The following is a 16,307-nucleotide window of genomic DNA, read 5'->3' as shown; positions in this document are numbered from 1 at the left end:
ATTGTAGCAAAGCACAAGGGAAACAGACAAATATCTTAGTTCCCACTATATCTCGTGCATTATATTAGTTGAAGTAACATGAGAAAATTGGTTAAGTAATATATTTATGTTAACTTGCAAATTAAAAAGGAACTATATTAAAAGATTGTTTCAAAATGGTTGACAAAAAGTGAAATTCCTTTTAAAATAACTCTTGTTGCCTAGAGGTGATAATAATGAAGTTTTCGACAATGGAAATAAGGAATAATGCATTTGATGGACCTTTTATGTTTGATGAAATTGTCGACGTATCGGAATTAGAAACGTTAAACAACGACATTAAACAAATCGATCCTGTCAGAGTCAGAGGAATGTGTACAATAGATAAGGATGAATTCATTTTTTCTTTTTCAATAAAAGGTAAGATGATTTTACCTTGTGCACGTACTTTAGTAGATGTAACCTATCCTTTTGAATTTGAGGCGACAGAAATTTTTTCTACATCTAATAATCTTGATGAAAAGGACGAAGAGGATGGTGTACATCCACTAACTGAAGAAACGATTGACTTGACACCTTATATAAAGGAAAATATTATTCTGGAAACTCCTTATCGTGTTTTTTCCGATGAAAAAGCACTGGAAGAAGGAGAAGGCTGGACGTTTTATGAACAAGAGAAATATGAAGCCGAAAAAGAAAACACGATTGATCCTCGTTTAGCGAAATTACAAAATTTATTGGATAATAATAAGCGAAGACAAGAATAATCGTTTGATTTAGTTTAAGTTTGAAGGGGGTGTACCGTCATGGCTGTGCCTAAAAGAAGAACTTCCAAAAAAGTAACGAAACAACGTCGTACTCATAAAAAATTACATGTACCTGGTTTAATTGAATGTTCAAACTGTGGTGAATTAACAAAACCTCACCATGTATGTAAAGCTTGTGGGCATTACGATGGAAAAGAAGTAGTAGAAAACTAAGAAAAACAGATCACAATTGCTGTGGTCTGTTTTTTTGATTCTTCAATAAACGTATTAGAGGACGTTCAAAAAGTCCGGTAAAAATGACACTGCGAATTTCGCACGAATGCTTGCTTTTCCGCTCCTTGAAAAAGGAAAGCACTTTTTCTGCGTGCAAGATCTTTGCTCATGTATTTAAAAGCATACATTCCGCTGCCGGGAGCTGCGCCGCCTCGAACTTCTTGGTCCTTTTTATCCTCCTTTTTGAACACGCACTATTAGATATGTTATGATTATGTATAAAATATAATGAATCGAACTTTCGTATCGTTACAATAAGGGTTTGGATTGGTTTATTAAGCACGGTGAAAATGTATTTTTCCAAATTGACTTTGCGCTGCCAATTTGGTTACAACTATAATACAAGGCACTTTCGTTATTTACGTTGTATTTAAGTTAAGCATTTTCCGTAAACTGTGCAGTAACTGAGTAATTTTCTTTGTAAATATCAAACAAAGTTGCGATGTAAATACCGCTACGGAAATACAATAAGTGTTTGCTCACTTCCTTGCTAAATTGGTGATGAAATACCGCTTCGGCAGAATACTTCGCTTTCCGCGGGCACGGCCTCAGCCTCCTTGCCCCGACAAGGGGTATGCCGACGTTGTCCGCAAAGGACGCTTTTAGTCGGCCATCATTAAATTACCTTTGCGGGGTCTTCGGACACGTGGGACTGCCACTATCGTTCGTCCCATCGAAAACCGTTTGCTGTTCCCGCAGGAGTCTACGTATTCTGCCTACGCTAGTTGGAAAAACATGTATCCTTCCAGCGAAGGAAATACACGGAGACTCCTGTGGGAGGATAGGCCTAGGTGAGACACGAGTGCGTAGCACGAAGGGGCTCATCAGCCGCCCACGGAAAGCGGAGTGTATTTCCGTAGCGGCATTTTACTTTGTAACTTGTCTACATTTCGTTAGTAGTAAAAATTTTCACTACTGCACAGTATCCTTCTATTGTGTAAGATGAGCTATTATTTGCAAGAATTCTAAGTTTTATCTTATTTCCTGCTTGGTCTGATCTAAGAGATGCGAAAGTTGAATTATTTAGAAGTAAAGAGGAGATTTAATTGAATAAGTTAATTACATATGAAGAAAAAGAATACGGTATTATATTGCTAAATCGACCAGAAAAAAGAAATGCGATTTCGGTGGAAATGGCGAAAGAATTATCAAAGGTTTTAGAAGAAATAAAAGAACGGCAAATTAAGTTTTTAGTAATTAAAAGTGCAGGAGATTCCGTGTTTTGTGCTGGAGGTGACTTAACTGATTTCCACGGTGATCTCGATGAAGAGAAAGCTTATCGGACATTACATACTATGAAGCAAGTATTGTTCCAAATGATAACATTTCCTGTTCCGACAATAAGTTTGTTACAAGGAAACGCATTAGGTGGGGGTTGTGAACTTGCAACTGCTTGTGATATTCGAATAGCTAAAGAAGGCTCCAAATTTGGCTTTATCCAATCCAACTTAGGAATATTACCTGGATGGGGCGGAGGAGCATTACTTTATGAGAAGGTTCATCCTAGTTTTGCTTTTCAATGGTTAACGGAAGGTAGAATGTATGATACAACGTTACTTAAGCAAAAAGGCTGGATTCATAAGATCGTACAAGCCAACGAATGGGAAAACGAAATGGAGTTATTACGTGAATATTTAAGTAAGACGGTTGAGCAAATGGCGTATCTAAAAAGTCAATATATAGAATCATTATCAGTGCCAACGTTAATGGAAAAAATGGAAAAAGAATCTGCCAGATGTGCTAGTCTTTGGACATCGGCGGAACATAAACAGGCAGTTCAACAATTTCAAAACAAATAATAAGATTTCATGCGAGAATTTACTATTTATTATTAGATATTTTTTTAAAAATCGCTCCTTCTATTCTATCAGTCAAAATACTTGCATACATTGATAGAAATAGTGGAGGAGGAGAATCATGAACAGGCCTAGGCAAGATGCATGGACAAAAGATGAGGACATTCTGCTTGCAGAAATCGTACTTCGTCATATACGTAGTGGTAAGACCCAATTAGAGGCATTTAAAAAGGCTGGGGAAGCTTTATCACGAACCCCTGCTGCATGCGGATTCAGATGGAATGCTTCACTAAGAAAACAACATACTGAAGCGATTAACTTAGCAAAAAATAACCGCAAGCAGTCTTTATATGAAAAAGCGACAATAATAAATTTAGATGAGAGGCATACGATAGAATCGGCAATCTCGATGTTGGAAAGAGTGAAAAATCATGTTGGAAAATCCCAGGAAAGTTTTTTAGAAGAGCAACATCAAGTTATTCTTCAGCTTCAAGAGGAAAATAAGCGACTAGAAGAGGAAATAAAACGGTATCGTGAAGCATGGACAGAAATGAAAAGTTTATGGGAATGGATTGAAAATAAAAATGAACATTAATTTGCTTAATGTTCATTTTTATTTTCGATATTTAGTTTGAAATGTCAGCTTCCCCAGAAGAGTGTTTATCTTTTGGAGTTTTATGAGGAGCTTGAATTGCTTCTTTCACACCCTCCGGCATCCATATATAAGGGTTTTCTCCTAAGTCTCTTTCTAAATTGTAGGAAGCCATTTCAAAACCCATTTTTTCCCAGAAATTATGAGAATTAATAATTGGATTGGTTTTAATAGGTAATTGGAGACTTTTTGCATAATCTACTAGCATTTTACCGTAGCCTCTATTTCGATAATCAGGTAAAACTTCAAGTTTAAATAAAACTAAATAATCTTGAGGTGGATTAAAATAGTGATCGTACTCTTTTGATCTTTCATAAAGACTCATTCTTGCTACTAGATTATTACCATAGTAAATTCCATAAAACGGTGATTTAGTATCGTTTTCAACAATTTCATTTTGCAGATCTTCTAACATGGACAATTCTTGGTTTCCGTATGCTTGAAATCGCTTAAAATCTTCTAAAGTCTTATAGTTGACTAAAAGTCTTTCTACTTTTACACCTGCCATATAAGATCCTATCCTTTCCAAATACATGTTGTTTATCTCTTTTATTTATTATAGTATAAATAATTGTATAATGTAATATATCGAAAAATTCAACTGATACATTTTTTCTATATGAATGTATATAATTTTTTTATAAGTGTTGATCGAACATTTCCGATAAGGTGAGGATAAAATGAAAATTGGAATTATCGGTGGAGGATCCATTGGTTTACTATTGAGTGGTTATTTGGCTGACATTCATCAAGTAACATTATATGTAAAAAGGAAGCAACAAAAAGAACGAATTGAATCTCAGAAATTACATGTATTAAAAGCTTCAATTCCTTATAAGCAAACTTCTATTTCAGTAAAACTTGTGTCAGAGGCAGAAAAAGAAGATTGTTACCTTATTTGTGTTAAACAGTCTGAAATAAATCAACTGATACCCATGATTGAAAAAATAAATAGGCCTATTCCAATTATCTTTTTACAAAATGGAATGGGGCATCTTGAGAAAGTGAATCATATTTTAAATTCAATTTATGTTGGTGTAATTGACCATGGTGCAAGTCGACTAGATGATCATCGAGTAGATCATTTAGGTAGAGGAAATATAAAGATAGCCACCTATAAAGGTGAACATAAAGAACTTCAATATCTAGTTAATCAATTACATATGGAAGAATTCCCATTTGAAGCTAAGAACAATTGGGAAATGTTATTGAAAGAAAAATTAATTATTAATGCCGTTATTAACCCTTTAACAGCATTATTTAATGTACCCAATGGTTCAATTATTCACAACGAATCTATCCGCAATTTAGCCAAAAGATTATGCAAAGAAGCAGTGAGTGTATTAAACTTGGATGAGGAATCGTCTTGGGAGCGAATCGTACAAACGGCGACAAATACAGGAGAAAACACCTCCTCCATGCGAGCTGATATTATAAATAATAGAAAAACAGAAATTGAAGCTATCTCCGGATACATTTTAAACGTAGATAAAAGAAAAATGTTGCCTTACACAACATTTGTATATTATAGTATTTTAGCTTTAGAGAAAGAAGGAGAAAATCGTTGATGGTTCAACAGCTTATACATAATCATGTATATATTTTTTTACTCGTATTTCCAGTCATTTCCACGATCATAGTATTTTATATGAGTAATTTTATATTGAAACATAAGTGGAAAGCGATTCATTTTACGGTGCAATGGACAGCTATATTTTATATTATTGCAGTTGTTCTCTTATTAGAAAAACTGTTAAATCAAACAGTTGTAGGAATCATGTTAATCCTCTTAATTATTGTATTATCTATCATATTAATTTTTCAGTGGAAACGTCATACGGAAGTTAATTTAAGAAATGGTTTAAAAGTATTGACACGCATTAGCTTTTTAGTCTTTGGAATTATTTACTCAATATTAATTTCATATGAAATTATTCAAGGAATGTATATAAAATATTTTCATTGAAACAGATTACATGCAATGATACCTCTTTTCCGATACAATACAGATGGATAAATTAAATTAAAGGAGTATGCGTTCATGCGGATCAAGCCCATCCAATTACAATTAACAAATCAATTAGTTCAAGATTACTTAAACCAAGATAACAATATTCAAGCCTATTTTGATTATCCTCCATTTGAAGCTGGTAAAGAGCGACTAGCTGATTTGCGGAAACGTTCTTTTCAGCGAGAAGCATTAGTGGAAACATTACATAAACTGAACGCAAATTGGGATGCACCACAAGAAGTATTTGAGCAAATTGAACGATTGAAAAATGCGAATAGTGTGGTTGTTATTGGTGGACAGCAGGCGGGTTTAATGACAGGGCCAATGTATACATTGAACAAAGTTATTTCAATTCTTACACTTGCAAAACAAAAGGAAAAACAATTAAACATACCGGTTATTCCTGTATTTTGGATTGCAGGTGAAGACCATGATTATGATGAAATTAATCATATTTATTCAAGCAAAGATACAAAGCTTTATAAGCATACTTCTCCTCAACAGTTATACTTTAAAAAATCGATTTCTTCTGTTAGGATAGAAAAAGAAAAAACGGCAGAATGGATTAAGCATGCTTTTCGTGATTTAAGGGAAACAGAACATACAAAATCTTTATATGAATGTATCCAATTGTGCTTACAAAAGTCAACGTCTTATGTCGATTTCTTTGCACGACTTATTTTCATGTTATTCCCAAATCAAGGTATTGTGTTGATAGATTCAGCCCATCCCGATGTGAGGAAATTAGAAAGAAAAGCGTTTAAACAATTAATTTACCGTCAACCTGATATTTCTAGTTCCGTATATAATGCAGTTCAAAAGCTACACCAAAAAGGATATGCACCATCTTTAGAGGCTGAGATAGATGATGCCCACCTTTTTTATCATGATGCGAATAATGAAAGAATCCTACTTAAACGAGAGGGCGATCTTTGGGTCGGAAAAAACGAGGAGTTAGTATTAACTACCGATCAATTAATCCAAACGGCAGAAGAAGAACCAGAGAGGCTTAGTAATAATGTTGTGACTCGACCAATTATGCAAGAAACATTATTTCCAACACTGGCCTTTGTTGGTGGAGATGGAGAAATTAGTTATTGGGCGGCATTGAGGGGTGCATTCCGAGCGTATGACGAAAATCTTCATGTCCCTCCAGTTTTTCCAAGGTTGAAATTCACATATATTACAAATAGAATTGAGAAGCTTTTAACGACAAGGGTATTAGAACCTGAGCACGTACTCGAACATGGAGTGGATGATGTTAAAATAAATTGGTTGATGACCCAAGAAACACCGCCAATTGAAACAGTATTTGATGGTGTCAAAGAAAAAGTTGATAAACTACATTTCCCACTGCAACAATTAGCTGAAACCATTAGTCCGGATCTAGCTAATGAAGCTCGGAAAAATATTCGTCTTATTCAAAACCAATTAGCTTATTTAGAAAATAAAACAAAGTTAAAGTTAGAAGAAAGATATGAACTAGAACTAGAACAATATACTGAAATTGGTAATCAATTAAAACCAAATCAGCTTCTTCAAGAACGAGTATGGAGTCCGCTCCCATTTATAAATGAATATGGAATTGGATTTATTAATAAACTATTGGAAAAAGAATTGTCTTTTCATGAAAACCACAATCTTGTGTATTTAAATTCATATTTTAATAGTCTTCACTCTCACTAGTCCTCAGTTATTAGTGAGAGTTTTTTTGATTGCAAAATAGTCCAATAGACCTATTAATCTAAAAAGTAAAAATTTCCATAAAAAATAAGTGGTAGATTGTGGGGGATTGTGGTAAAATAGGGACATGGAAGTGGTGAATGAACATGTTTATGGGAGAATATCAACATAACATTGATATGAAAGGACGTATGATTGTCCCTGCAAAGTTTCGCGAAGGGCTCGGTGAGAGCTTTGTATTAACTCGTGGGCTTGATAAATGTTTATTTGCTTATCCAATGGAAGAATGGAAAATATTAGAGGGAAAATTAAAAAAACTACCACTTACTAAAAAAGATGCACGAAGCTTCACACGTTTTTTCTTTTCTGGTGCCGTTGAATGTGAAGTGGACAAGCAAGGGAGAATAAATATACCGCAAACACTTAGAAATTATTCTAAATTAGAAAAGGAATGTGTCGTAATCGGAGTTTCCGGACGTGTAGAAGTATGGGCTAAAGAAATTTGGGAAGATTACTTCACAGAGTCGGAAGAATCATTTGCTGAAATTGCGGAAAATTTACTGGACTTTGATATATAAAAAGTAGGTGGATGTATGAATAAACATGAAAGTGTTTTAAAGAGGGAAGCGATTGAAAGTCTAGAAATAAAGGAAAATGGAACATATATTGACTGTACACTTGGTCGGGCAGGGCATGCGAGTGGAATTGTATCGAAACTAAATAAAGACGGGCTCTTAATCGGTTTTGATCAAGATATCGAGGCGATTAAGGCAGCGAAAGAAGTATTGCCTGGTGATCGTACATTATTAATTCATGCAAATTTCAGGCATTTAAAAGCGGAGCTTGCGAAAAAGCAGATACATAATGTAGATGGGATTTTATTCGATTTAGGTGTATCCTCTCCCCAACTTGATCAAGGAGAACGGGGATTCAGCTATCAACATGATGCAAAACTTGATATGCGAATGGATCAAAGAGCAGATTTAACAGCATATGATGTTGTTAATACATGGACATATGAACAATTAATCAAAATTTTTTTTACATATGGTGAAGAAAAGTTTTCGAAACAAATAGCCCGAAATATTGAACGACAAAGAGAGAGAAAAGCGATAGAAACAACGCATGAACTAGTTGAAATAATTAAAGATTCTATCCCGGCTCCTGCAAGACGATCAGGAGGACATCCAGCAAAGCGGGTATTTCAAGCGATAAGAATTGCTGTTAATGATGAACTTGAAAGTTTCAACGATGCTCTACATCAAGCTGCGGAAGTTATTTCAATTGGGGGAAGAATTTCTGTAATTACTTTTCACTCATTAGAAGATAGAATTTGCAAACAAGTTTTTAAAAAGTTGAGTACAGAAAAACAAGTTCCTAGAGGTTTACCAATCATGCCGGAAGAATTTAAAGCGCCATTTAAACGGATTACGAGCAAGCCAATTACACCGACTGAGGATGAAATAAAACATAATCGCAGAGCTAGATCTGCAAAGTTAAGAGTAGTAGAAAAAATTAAAGATTTAAAATGATTAATAAAAATTCGAGGAAGGATGAGGGATAATGAATTCGAATCATGCCAAAAATTGGCAGCATGACTTTCAGCAGCCAAGTAAACAACAACAAAAAAAGATCGTTGTACGAGTTAAGAAAAAAGCTTGGATAACAAAAGGGGAAAAGGTTATTTATGCTTTCTTTGGGATTTTACTACTTTGCGTTGGAATTTATATGGTATCCTTTTCTTCATCAACTGATAAGTTGAATCGAGAATTACAAACGTTAGAATATCAAGTAAACCAACAACAACTACAAAATGAAAGTTTATATTTTGAAGTAAAGGAGTTAAGTAAGCCTGAAAGAATTACGCAGATTGCAAAAGAAAATGGTTTAAAAATTCAGGATGCGAAAGTCAAACGGGCTTCCAATTAATAATTAATCCAGTAAGGTAAGGTTGAAAACAATGAAAAAAAATAAAAGTACAAATATAGTTGCTAGCTTGTTGATGATTTTTTTCATGTTTCTTTTTCTTATTGTTTCCGGTAGATATATTTATATTCAGGCAACTGGAGTCGTAAGCGATGTATCTTTAACAGAATGGGCAAAAGATAAACGAGAAACTTCCGTTGTCCTTCCTGCCGAACGGGGAGAAATATACGATCATAGTGGGATGACTCTAGCATATAACCGTCCTGCATATCGAATATACGCTATACTTGATCCTGAATATTCAAAAAAACAAAAGGAGCCAAAGCATGTAGTTGATCCCCAAAAAACTGCAGAGAAGCTGGCTCCTTTCTTAGATTTAAAGGAAACAGAAATACAGGAAACAATTGAAAAAGGTATCAAAGAAAAAAGGTTCCAAGTAGAGTTTGGTAAAACTGGTAAAAATCTTTCTCAACAGACGATGGAAGAAATTAAATCATTACATTTACCGGGAATTTACTTTCTAGAAGAAGCAATTCGCTATTATCCAAATGGGATGTTTGCTTCTCATATTATTGGATTTGCACAGGAAGATGAGGAAACAGAAGAGCTGATAGGCGTTACAGGGGTTGAAAATGCAAAGAACAAACTATTAGGTGGAACAGATGGTTTTTTAAAATATCAACGAGATCGATATAATAAGAAGTTGGTAGAACCAAAAGAGGTCATTCGAAAGCCAGAAGACGGACATGATATTTATTTAACGATCGATCAAAAAATTCAAACTCTTTTAGAGGATGCTCTGTCACAAGTTGATGAGAAATATGATCCAGAACGGATAACGGCTGTGGTAATGGATCCTAAAACAGGTGCTATTCTTGCGCTAGGAAACAGGCCGAGTTTTAATCCGAATAACCCTGAAGATGTGGAAAATTGGTATAATGATGTTATTTCAACACCGTTTGAACCGGGTTCAACGACTAAGATGTTCACATGGGCTGCTGCAATTGATTCGGGAAATTATAATGGCGATGAATATTATCAGTCAGGACGATACGTTGTAAATGAAAAAATTGAACCGATCAATGACCATAATCAAGGAGCTGGCTGGGGATCAATTTCGTTTGATGAAGGATTTCGTCGTTCGTCGAATGTGGCTGCATCGAAACTGGTTTGGGAGAAAATGGGTACAGAAACATTTTTAGAGTATCTGGAACGATTCGATTTTGATAAAAAAACGGATATTGATTTACCGAATGAGGTAGCTGGGAAAATTTTATATAACTGGCCCTCTGAAAAATTAAGAGTTGCATTTGGTCAAGGGAGCACTACTACACCAATTCAGCAAGTAAAAGCAGCTTCAGCTATTGCAAATAAAGGCAAGATGGTTAAACCTTACGTCATTCAAAAAATTGTCGACTCAAATACGGGAGACGTTATAGAGGAGAAAGAGCCCGTTGTCGTCGGTGAACCAATATCGGAAGAGACCGCAACACAGATGTTAGACCTCTTAGAATCAGTTGTTAATTCAAAAGATGGAACTGGAAAACCTTACCGTTTAGATGACTATACGGTAGCAGGAAAAACTGGTACAGCTCAAATTCCTAATTCAAATGGAAAAGGTTATTTAAGAGGAGATGACAATAATATTTTTTCATTTCTCGGCATGGCACCAAAAGATGATCCGCAGTTAATCATGCACGTATCTGTAAAACAGCCAAAATTAGAAGAAGGGGAATCAGGCTCAGATCCAGTTTCATTTATATTTAACAATGTTATGGAAAATGGATTACATTACTTGAATATTGAACCTGATAAAGAGACAGAACAATTGACTGCTGAGATGGCGATATTTCCATCCGTACTTAATAAAGATGTAAAGGCAGTATCCAAGCAATTAGAGAAAACAGGTGCAAATATAACGGTTATTGGTAATGGAGAAAAAATAGTAGCAGCTAATTTTGATGAAGGAGATAAATTTTTTCCGAAACAAAGAATAATGTTGCTAACAAATAAACCTACAATGCCCGACATAATTGGATGGTCACATCGTGATGTTCTATCTTTAGCAAATTTATTAGGAATTAACGTCGAAACATCTGGGGTTGGATATGTTAAAAAACAGTCAATAGAAGAGGATAAAAAAATTACTGACAAGACGACGTTAAAAGTAGAACTTGCTCCTCCTATTGATGACTAAATGTTGGCTAGTTAATTTCTAGGCAGAAAAGAAAGCATAAAACTTTCCTACTGCATAAGTGCAACTTTAGTTCTCGACAAGGCTTGGCGAGAAGCCAAGTTCTCTAACAATTTACTCAATGAAAATCGTTCTAATTACATCAAAAATTCATATAGTAGATACAAGCTAATAAACATAAGGAGTTTTTTTATGAAGAAGCATGTATCTACTTTTATGGTTAAAAAAAGAATCATTTTTACTTTTTTGCTCTTTGCTTTTATTATTGTTGTCATTCTCATTCGTTTAGGGTATGTCCAATTTGTTATTGGACAAGAAATAACAGACAAGGCGACAGAATCTTGGTTAAGAGATATTACGTTTCGTGCTGATCGTGGAAATATATTAGATGCGAACGGCAATGAATTAACAAAAAATATTTCCGCACCTTCTGTTATCCTAATCCCGAGACAAATTACTGAGAAGCAAAAAACGGCAGAACATTTAGCGGAAATACTTGATTTAACCGATAAAGAAGCATATGAGTATGTTACAAAAAATGCTTCCAGTGTGGAAATTCATCCAAAAGGTAGAAAAATTTCCGAAGAACAAGAGGAACAATTGGAAGTATTAAATTTAGATGGAGTTTATTTAGCGAAGGATTCAAAAAGACATTATCCATATGATGACTATTTATCCCATGTGCTCGGATTTACTGGAATTGATAATCAGGGATTAATGGGACTTGAATTAGAATATGATGAAAAGCTAAAAGGGACGAATGGTAGTTTGTCCTATTATTCTGATGCAAAAGGTGGGCAAATAAAAGATTCCGCGAATGTGTATAAGCCACCAAAAGACGGTTTACACTTAAAGACAACGATAGATTTAAATGTTCAGACGATTATTGAAAGAGAACTAGATCTTGCGGAACTAAAATACAATCCTGATGGGGCTCTAGCGATAGCTGTCGATCCCAAAACTGGTGGAGTGCTCGGTATGTCAACTCGACCTAATTTTCATCCAGCCAGATATACAGAAGTTGATCAACATATTTTCGATCGTAATTTACCAATTTGGAGTACGTTTGAGCCTGGTTCGACATTTAAGATTATAACACTTGCAGCTGCACTAGAAGAAGAACTTATTGATCTTGAAAAAGATTCATTTCATGATCGAGGTCATGTTATGGTTGGAGGAGCTAGACTTAGATGTTGGAAAGCAGGGGGGCATGGTAGTCAAACAATGCTTGAAGTTGTCCAAAACTCCTGTAACCCTGGGTTTGTTCATATTGGCTCAAAACTAGGAGATAAAAAACTGTTTAACTATATTCGTAAATTTGGTTTTGGATCAAAAACTGGAATTGATTTACAAGGTGAGGGTACAGGAATTTTGTTTAAACCTGAGCAAGTTGGTCCTGTGGAACTTGCAACGACATCTTTTGGACAAGGAGTTTCTGTCACCCCTATCCAACAAGTGATGGCAGTTGCAGCAACAATAAATGGTGGATATTTATATGAACCTTTTATTGCTAAAGAGTGGATTGATCCTGTTACAAATGAGGTAGTTGAAAGAACAGAACCAATCTTAAAAGAAAAGGTAATTTCTGAATCGACATCCGAACAGGTGCGCAATGCACTAGAAAGTGTAGTAGCAAAAGGGACGGGTCGCCCTGCTTATGTGGATGGATACCGAGTAGGGGGGAAAACCGGAACCGCCCAAAAAGTCGGTTCGGACGGTAGATATATGTCTAATAACCATATTGTATCGTTTATTGGTTTTGCTCCTGCTGATGATCCACAGATTGTCGTTTTAGTAGCAATCGATAACCCGAAAAATACGATACAATTTGGTGGAGTTGTTGCAGCGCCAATTGTCGGGAGAGTTATTGGTGATAGCTTGCGTACACTTGATGTTCCACCTAGGAAAGAAGAAATTGAAAAGGAGTATGTGTGGCCTGAACAACCGAAAGTACGGGTACCTGATTTAGTTGGATTAACGAAAGACGATCTTATCCAAGATTTATCTAACTTTACCATTGAAGTTCATGGTGAAGGTGAACGAATACTTGACCAATCTCCAGAGGCTGGAACGAAAGTAGAAGAAGGCGCTAAAATAAGAGTCTATTTATCTAATAAATAAATCGTGAAAATAATTAATTTCTGTTATAATAGAAATCGCTATGAAAAAATAACGCAAAGAAGGTATTTACGATGCAGTTACAAAAACTTCTTTCGGCTTTGCCGTTTTATTCAACAAATCAAGATATAAAGAATATAGATATTAACGGAATCAAAATGGATAATCGTGAAATTGAAAAAGGGGATATGTTTGTTTGTATTAAAGGTTTTACAGTAGACGGGCATTCATTTGCCAAGCAAGCTGCCCAAAGTGGGGCAGTTGCTATCGTTTCTGAAAAGCCACTCGATGTATCTCCTGCGATTACAATTATCGTACCAGATACAACAAAAGCGCTTGCTATTTTGGCTACTGAATTTTATCATCATCCGACACATAACTTCCCTTTAATCGGGATAACAGGTACCAATGGCAAAACAACAACAACATATTTATTGGAAGAAATTTTCAAAGCACACGGTAAGAAAACCGGGCTAATTGGTACGATTCAAATGAAAATTGGTGACAAAGTGTATGGAATAACAAATACTACGCCGGATGCGCTTCATTTACAACATAACTTTCATAAGATGGCGAGAGAAGAAGTAGATATAGTAATGATGGAAGTTTCCTCCCATGCACTTGATTTAGGGCGTGTATACGGTTCTGATTTTGATATTGCTGTATTTACGAACTTAAGTCAAGATCATCTCGATTACCATAAAGATATGGATGATTACTTACGTGCAAAAACATTACTGTTTACGGGACTTGGTAATTCATATAAAAATAAAAAATTTGCTGTATTAAATGTAGATGATGATCATAGTAAAGTAATACAAAATAGCACTGCACAACCTGTAATAACATATGGCATCCAAACAAACGCTGATGTAATGGCAACAAATATTTCTTTTCAATTAAAAAATACGACATTTACATTAAAAACACCGGTAGGCGAAACGACGATCCGAAGCAATCTGATCGGGACATTTAATATTTATAATATGTTAGCTGCTGCATCTGTAGCTATTTTGCGTAAAGTTTCATTAGAGACAATAAAATATGCGTTAGAAAAAATCCGGGGAGTAGACGGAAGGTTTGAACAAGTTACTGCGGGACAAAATTTTGCAGTAATTGTCGATTATGCACATACTCCTGATTCTTTAGAAAATGTTTTACAAACGGTCAAGGAGTTTGCGAAACAAAGGATCTTTACAATTGTGGGTACTGGCGGAGACAGAGATCGGACGAAACGCCCATTAATGGCAAAAGTTGCAACCAAATATAGTGATCTAGCCATACTTACTTCCGATAATCCACGTACAGAAGAACCGGGAGCCATTTTACAAGATATGACAAATGGATTAGTGGACACAAATTATACTGTAATAGAAAATCGGAAAGAGGCAATTCAATATGGAATAAACATGGCTGAAGCTGGCGATATTGTACTTATTGCTGGAAAGGGTCATGAAACATATCAAGAGATTAACGGGGTTCGTTACGATTTTGATGACCGCATTGTCGCAGAAGAAGCAATCAGACAGAAGGGAACCAATTAAGTGTTTACTTTAGAATTTTTACAAAATATTTTTCCTTCCTATCAAGGACAAATTCAAAAAGAATTAAAAATAAACGATATCATGACAGATAGTCGAGACGAAAAAAAGCATGCTTTATTTATTCCAATTGTTGGAGACACATTCAATGGGCATGACTTTATCAATCAAGCTATTCAACATGGTGCTATTGCAGCTTTATGGGATGAAAAAGAAAAGCTACCAAGCAATGTGCCAGCATCCTTCATCTTTTTTTTCGTTTCGGACACATTAAAAGCAATGCAAAATCTAGCTAATAGCTATCGAAATGATATAGATCCAATTGTAATCGGAATAACTGGTTCAAATGGAAAAACGACTACGAAGGATCTCGTTAAATCTATTTTAAAAATAGAACATAAAACCCATGCAACGAAAGGAAATTTTAATAATCATATTGGGTTACCGATCACTATTCTAGAAATGCCTCGGGACACAGAAGTTCTAGTCGTAGAAATGGGAATGAATGATTTTGGTGAGATCGACTTACTTACTAATATTGCTCAGCCCAATTTTGCCATCATTACAAATATTGGTGAATCCCATATTGAACATCTTGAATCAAGAGAAGGGATTGCTAGAGCAAAACTTGAAATACGAAATGGACTAAATCAAAATGGATTTTTGGTTATAGATGGCGATGAACCTTTATTAAAGTCAGTCTCGGATGAGAAAAATGTCATCACTTGTGGATTTGCGAAAACAAATGTGGTAAATATTTCAGATATACAAATATGTGAACAGTCAACCTTATTTAAAATAAATGATGAAGACTATTCGGTTCCTTTATTAGGAAAACATCATGCAAAAAATGCTACGCTTGCGATAGTGATTGCTAGTCGGCTAGGTCTAGACCATAAAACAATTCAAAAAGGTTTGGATATGCTTGAACATACAACGATGCGCTTTGAAAGGATTCAAGGTAAAAATGGCGTATCGATTATAAACGATGCATATAATGCTTCAGCAACTTCTATGAAGGCAGCTATAGAGGTTGTAAAACAATTAGAAGGTTTTAAACATAAAGGACTTGTCCTAGGGGATATACTAGAATTAGGAACTTATTCAAACCAGATGCATCAATCTGTTGCAAATACAATTGAAAAACCAATCGATTTTGTAATTACTTTTGGAGAACACGCAATTGAGATTACAAAACGACTGCAGAGTAAAAACACTTCTGTGATAAGTCACCATTGTGCAACAAAGAAGGAAGTTATCGATTTATTACAAAATTACTTACAAGAGGAAACATTACTATTATTTAAAGCTTCAAGAGGGATGAAATTTGAAGAAATAATCCAAAAAATTATGGAATAGTAATGGGA

General features: G+C 35.1%; 15 protein-coding genes. 14 read left to right on the top strand and 1 reads right to left on the bottom strand.

The genetic code is table 11. The annotated features are described in order from the left end of the window. Positions 1-215 precede the first annotated feature (215 nt). From SPD89_RS01330 to SPD89_RS01315, 4 genes are all read left to right on the top strand, one after another. Positions 216-746: a YceD family protein gene (locus tag SPD89_RS01330; RefSeq protein ID WP_336260142.1), complete on the top strand. Its 531-nt coding sequence runs from the start codon at positions 216-218 to the stop codon at positions 744-746. Between the two features lie 39 nt (positions 747-785). Beyond that, the gene (gene rpmF / locus SPD89_RS01325) at positions 786-959 is read left to right on the top strand and encodes a 50S ribosomal protein L32 (protein ID WP_336260141.1); all 174 of its coding nucleotides are present in this window, start codon (positions 786-788) and stop codon (positions 957-959) included. A gap of 1,106 nt (positions 960-2,065) precedes the next feature. Next, complete coding sequence (locus tag SPD89_RS01320) at positions 2,066-2,818, top strand: enoyl-CoA hydratase/isomerase family protein (protein WP_336260140.1); 753 nt, start codon at positions 2,066-2,068, stop codon at positions 2,816-2,818. A gap of 118 nt (positions 2,819-2,936) precedes the next feature. Beyond that, entirely contained in the window at positions 2,937-3,410 is a 474-nt protein-coding gene (locus SPD89_RS01315; protein WP_336260139.1) for an RsfA family transcriptional regulator, read from the top strand. A gap of 31 nt (positions 3,411-3,441) precedes the next feature. Here SPD89_RS01315 and SPD89_RS01310 read toward each other — a convergent pair whose 3' ends face one another. After that, complete coding sequence (locus SPD89_RS01310; protein ID WP_336260138.1) at positions 3,442-3,975, bottom strand: N-acetyltransferase; 534 nt, start codon at positions 3,973-3,975, stop codon at positions 3,442-3,444. Positions 3,976-4,147: 172 nt separating this feature from the next. Between SPD89_RS01310 and SPD89_RS01305 the strand changes: the two genes are divergently transcribed. From SPD89_RS01305 to SPD89_RS01260, 10 genes are all read left to right on the top strand, one after another. Next, positions 4,148-5,035 carry a 2-dehydropantoate 2-reductase gene (locus SPD89_RS01305; protein WP_336260137.1) on the top strand — a complete coding sequence of 296 codons (888 nt, stop codon included), beginning with the start codon at positions 4,148-4,150 and terminating at the stop codon, positions 5,033-5,035. Beyond that, a complete protein-coding gene (locus tag SPD89_RS01300) occupies positions 5,035-5,433 on the top strand; it encodes a DUF3397 family protein (protein ID WP_336260136.1) in 399 nt (132 codons plus the stop codon). Before SPD89_RS01305 ends, SPD89_RS01300 begins: the two co-directional genes overlap by 1 nt. A gap of 75 nt (positions 5,434-5,508) precedes the next feature. Then, complete coding sequence (gene bshC, locus SPD89_RS01295; RefSeq protein ID WP_336260135.1) at positions 5,509-7,164, top strand: bacillithiol biosynthesis cysteine-adding enzyme BshC; 1,656 nt, start codon at positions 5,509-5,511, stop codon at positions 7,162-7,164. A 143-nt stretch (positions 7,165-7,307) separates the two neighbouring features. After that, complete coding sequence (gene mraZ / locus SPD89_RS01290; protein ID WP_336260230.1) at positions 7,308-7,739, top strand: division/cell wall cluster transcriptional repressor MraZ; 432 nt, start codon at positions 7,308-7,310, stop codon at positions 7,737-7,739. Positions 7,740-7,754: 15 nt separating this feature from the next. Next, entirely contained in the window at positions 7,755-8,693 is a 939-nt protein-coding gene (gene rsmH / locus SPD89_RS01285) for a 16S rRNA (cytosine(1402)-N(4))-methyltransferase RsmH (protein WP_336260134.1), read from the top strand. Between the two features lie 31 nt (positions 8,694-8,724). Beyond that, a complete protein-coding gene (ftsL, locus tag SPD89_RS01280; protein WP_336260133.1) occupies positions 8,725-9,090 on the top strand; it encodes a cell division protein FtsL in 366 nt (121 codons plus the stop codon). A gap of 31 nt (positions 9,091-9,121) precedes the next feature. Beyond that, entirely contained in the window at positions 9,122-11,284 is a 2,163-nt protein-coding gene (locus SPD89_RS01275) for a penicillin-binding transpeptidase domain-containing protein (RefSeq protein ID WP_336260132.1), read from the top strand. Between the two features lie 189 nt (positions 11,285-11,473). Further along, positions 11,474-13,402, top strand: coding sequence for a stage V sporulation protein D (locus tag SPD89_RS01270; RefSeq protein WP_336260131.1), 1,929 nt, complete (start codon positions 11,474-11,476; stop codon positions 13,400-13,402). A 71-nt stretch (positions 13,403-13,473) separates the two neighbouring features. Further along, a complete protein-coding gene (locus SPD89_RS01265) occupies positions 13,474-14,943 on the top strand; it encodes a UDP-N-acetylmuramoyl-L-alanyl-D-glutamate--2,6-diaminopimelate ligase (protein WP_336260130.1) in 1,470 nt (489 codons plus the stop codon). Further along, positions 14,944-16,299, top strand: a complete 1,356-nt coding sequence (locus SPD89_RS01260; RefSeq protein WP_336260129.1) for a UDP-N-acetylmuramoyl-tripeptide--D-alanyl-D-alanine ligase — start codon at positions 14,944-14,946, stop codon at positions 16,297-16,299. It abuts the gene before it with no gap. The last annotated feature ends 8 nt before the right edge of the window (positions 16,300-16,307 follow it).

It is taken from the genome of Pseudogracilibacillus sp. SO30301A (assembly GCF_037072025.1).
Lineage (GTDB): Bacteria > Bacillota > Bacilli > Bacillales > Amphibacillaceae > Pseudogracilibacillus.
Note: the sequence above shows the minus strand (reverse complement) of the source record. Positions and strands in the feature narration are given on the sequence as shown.

What these genes read in the sequence shown, in the direction of transcription:
- SPD89_RS01330 (WP_336260142.1), top strand. Translation starts at nt 216, where the DNA reads ATGAAGTTTTCGACAATGGAAATAAGGAATAATGCATTTGATGGACCT.
- rpmF (WP_336260141.1), top strand. Translation starts at nt 786, where the DNA reads ATGGCTGTGCCTAAAAGAAGAACTTCCAAAAAAGTAACGAAACAACGT.
- SPD89_RS01315 (WP_336260139.1), top strand. Translation starts at nt 2,937, where the DNA reads ATGAACAGGCCTAGGCAAGATGCATGGACAAAAGATGAGGACATTCTG.
- SPD89_RS01310 (WP_336260138.1), bottom strand. Translation starts at nt 3,975, where the DNA reads ATGGCAGGTGTAAAAGTAGAAAGACTTTTAGTCAACTATAAGACTTTA.
- SPD89_RS01305 (WP_336260137.1), top strand. Translation starts at nt 4,148, where the DNA reads ATGAAAATTGGAATTATCGGTGGAGGATCCATTGGTTTACTATTGAGT.
- SPD89_RS01300 (WP_336260136.1), top strand. Translation starts at nt 5,035, where the DNA reads ATGGTTCAACAGCTTATACATAATCATGTATATATTTTTTTACTCGTA.
- bshC (WP_336260135.1), top strand. Translation starts at nt 5,509, where the DNA reads ATGCGGATCAAGCCCATCCAATTACAATTAACAAATCAATTAGTTCAA.
- mraZ (WP_336260230.1), top strand. Translation starts at nt 7,308, where the DNA reads ATGTTTATGGGAGAATATCAACATAACATTGATATGAAAGGACGTATG.
- rsmH (WP_336260134.1), top strand. Translation starts at nt 7,755, where the DNA reads ATGAATAAACATGAAAGTGTTTTAAAGAGGGAAGCGATTGAAAGTCTA.
- ftsL (WP_336260133.1), top strand. Translation starts at nt 8,725, where the DNA reads ATGAATTCGAATCATGCCAAAAATTGGCAGCATGACTTTCAGCAGCCA.
- SPD89_RS01275 (WP_336260132.1), top strand. Translation starts at nt 9,122, where the DNA reads ATGAAAAAAAATAAAAGTACAAATATAGTTGCTAGCTTGTTGATGATT.
- SPD89_RS01270 (WP_336260131.1), top strand. Translation starts at nt 11,474, where the DNA reads ATGAAGAAGCATGTATCTACTTTTATGGTTAAAAAAAGAATCATTTTT.
- SPD89_RS01265 (WP_336260130.1), top strand. Translation starts at nt 13,474, where the DNA reads ATGCAGTTACAAAAACTTCTTTCGGCTTTGCCGTTTTATTCAACAAAT.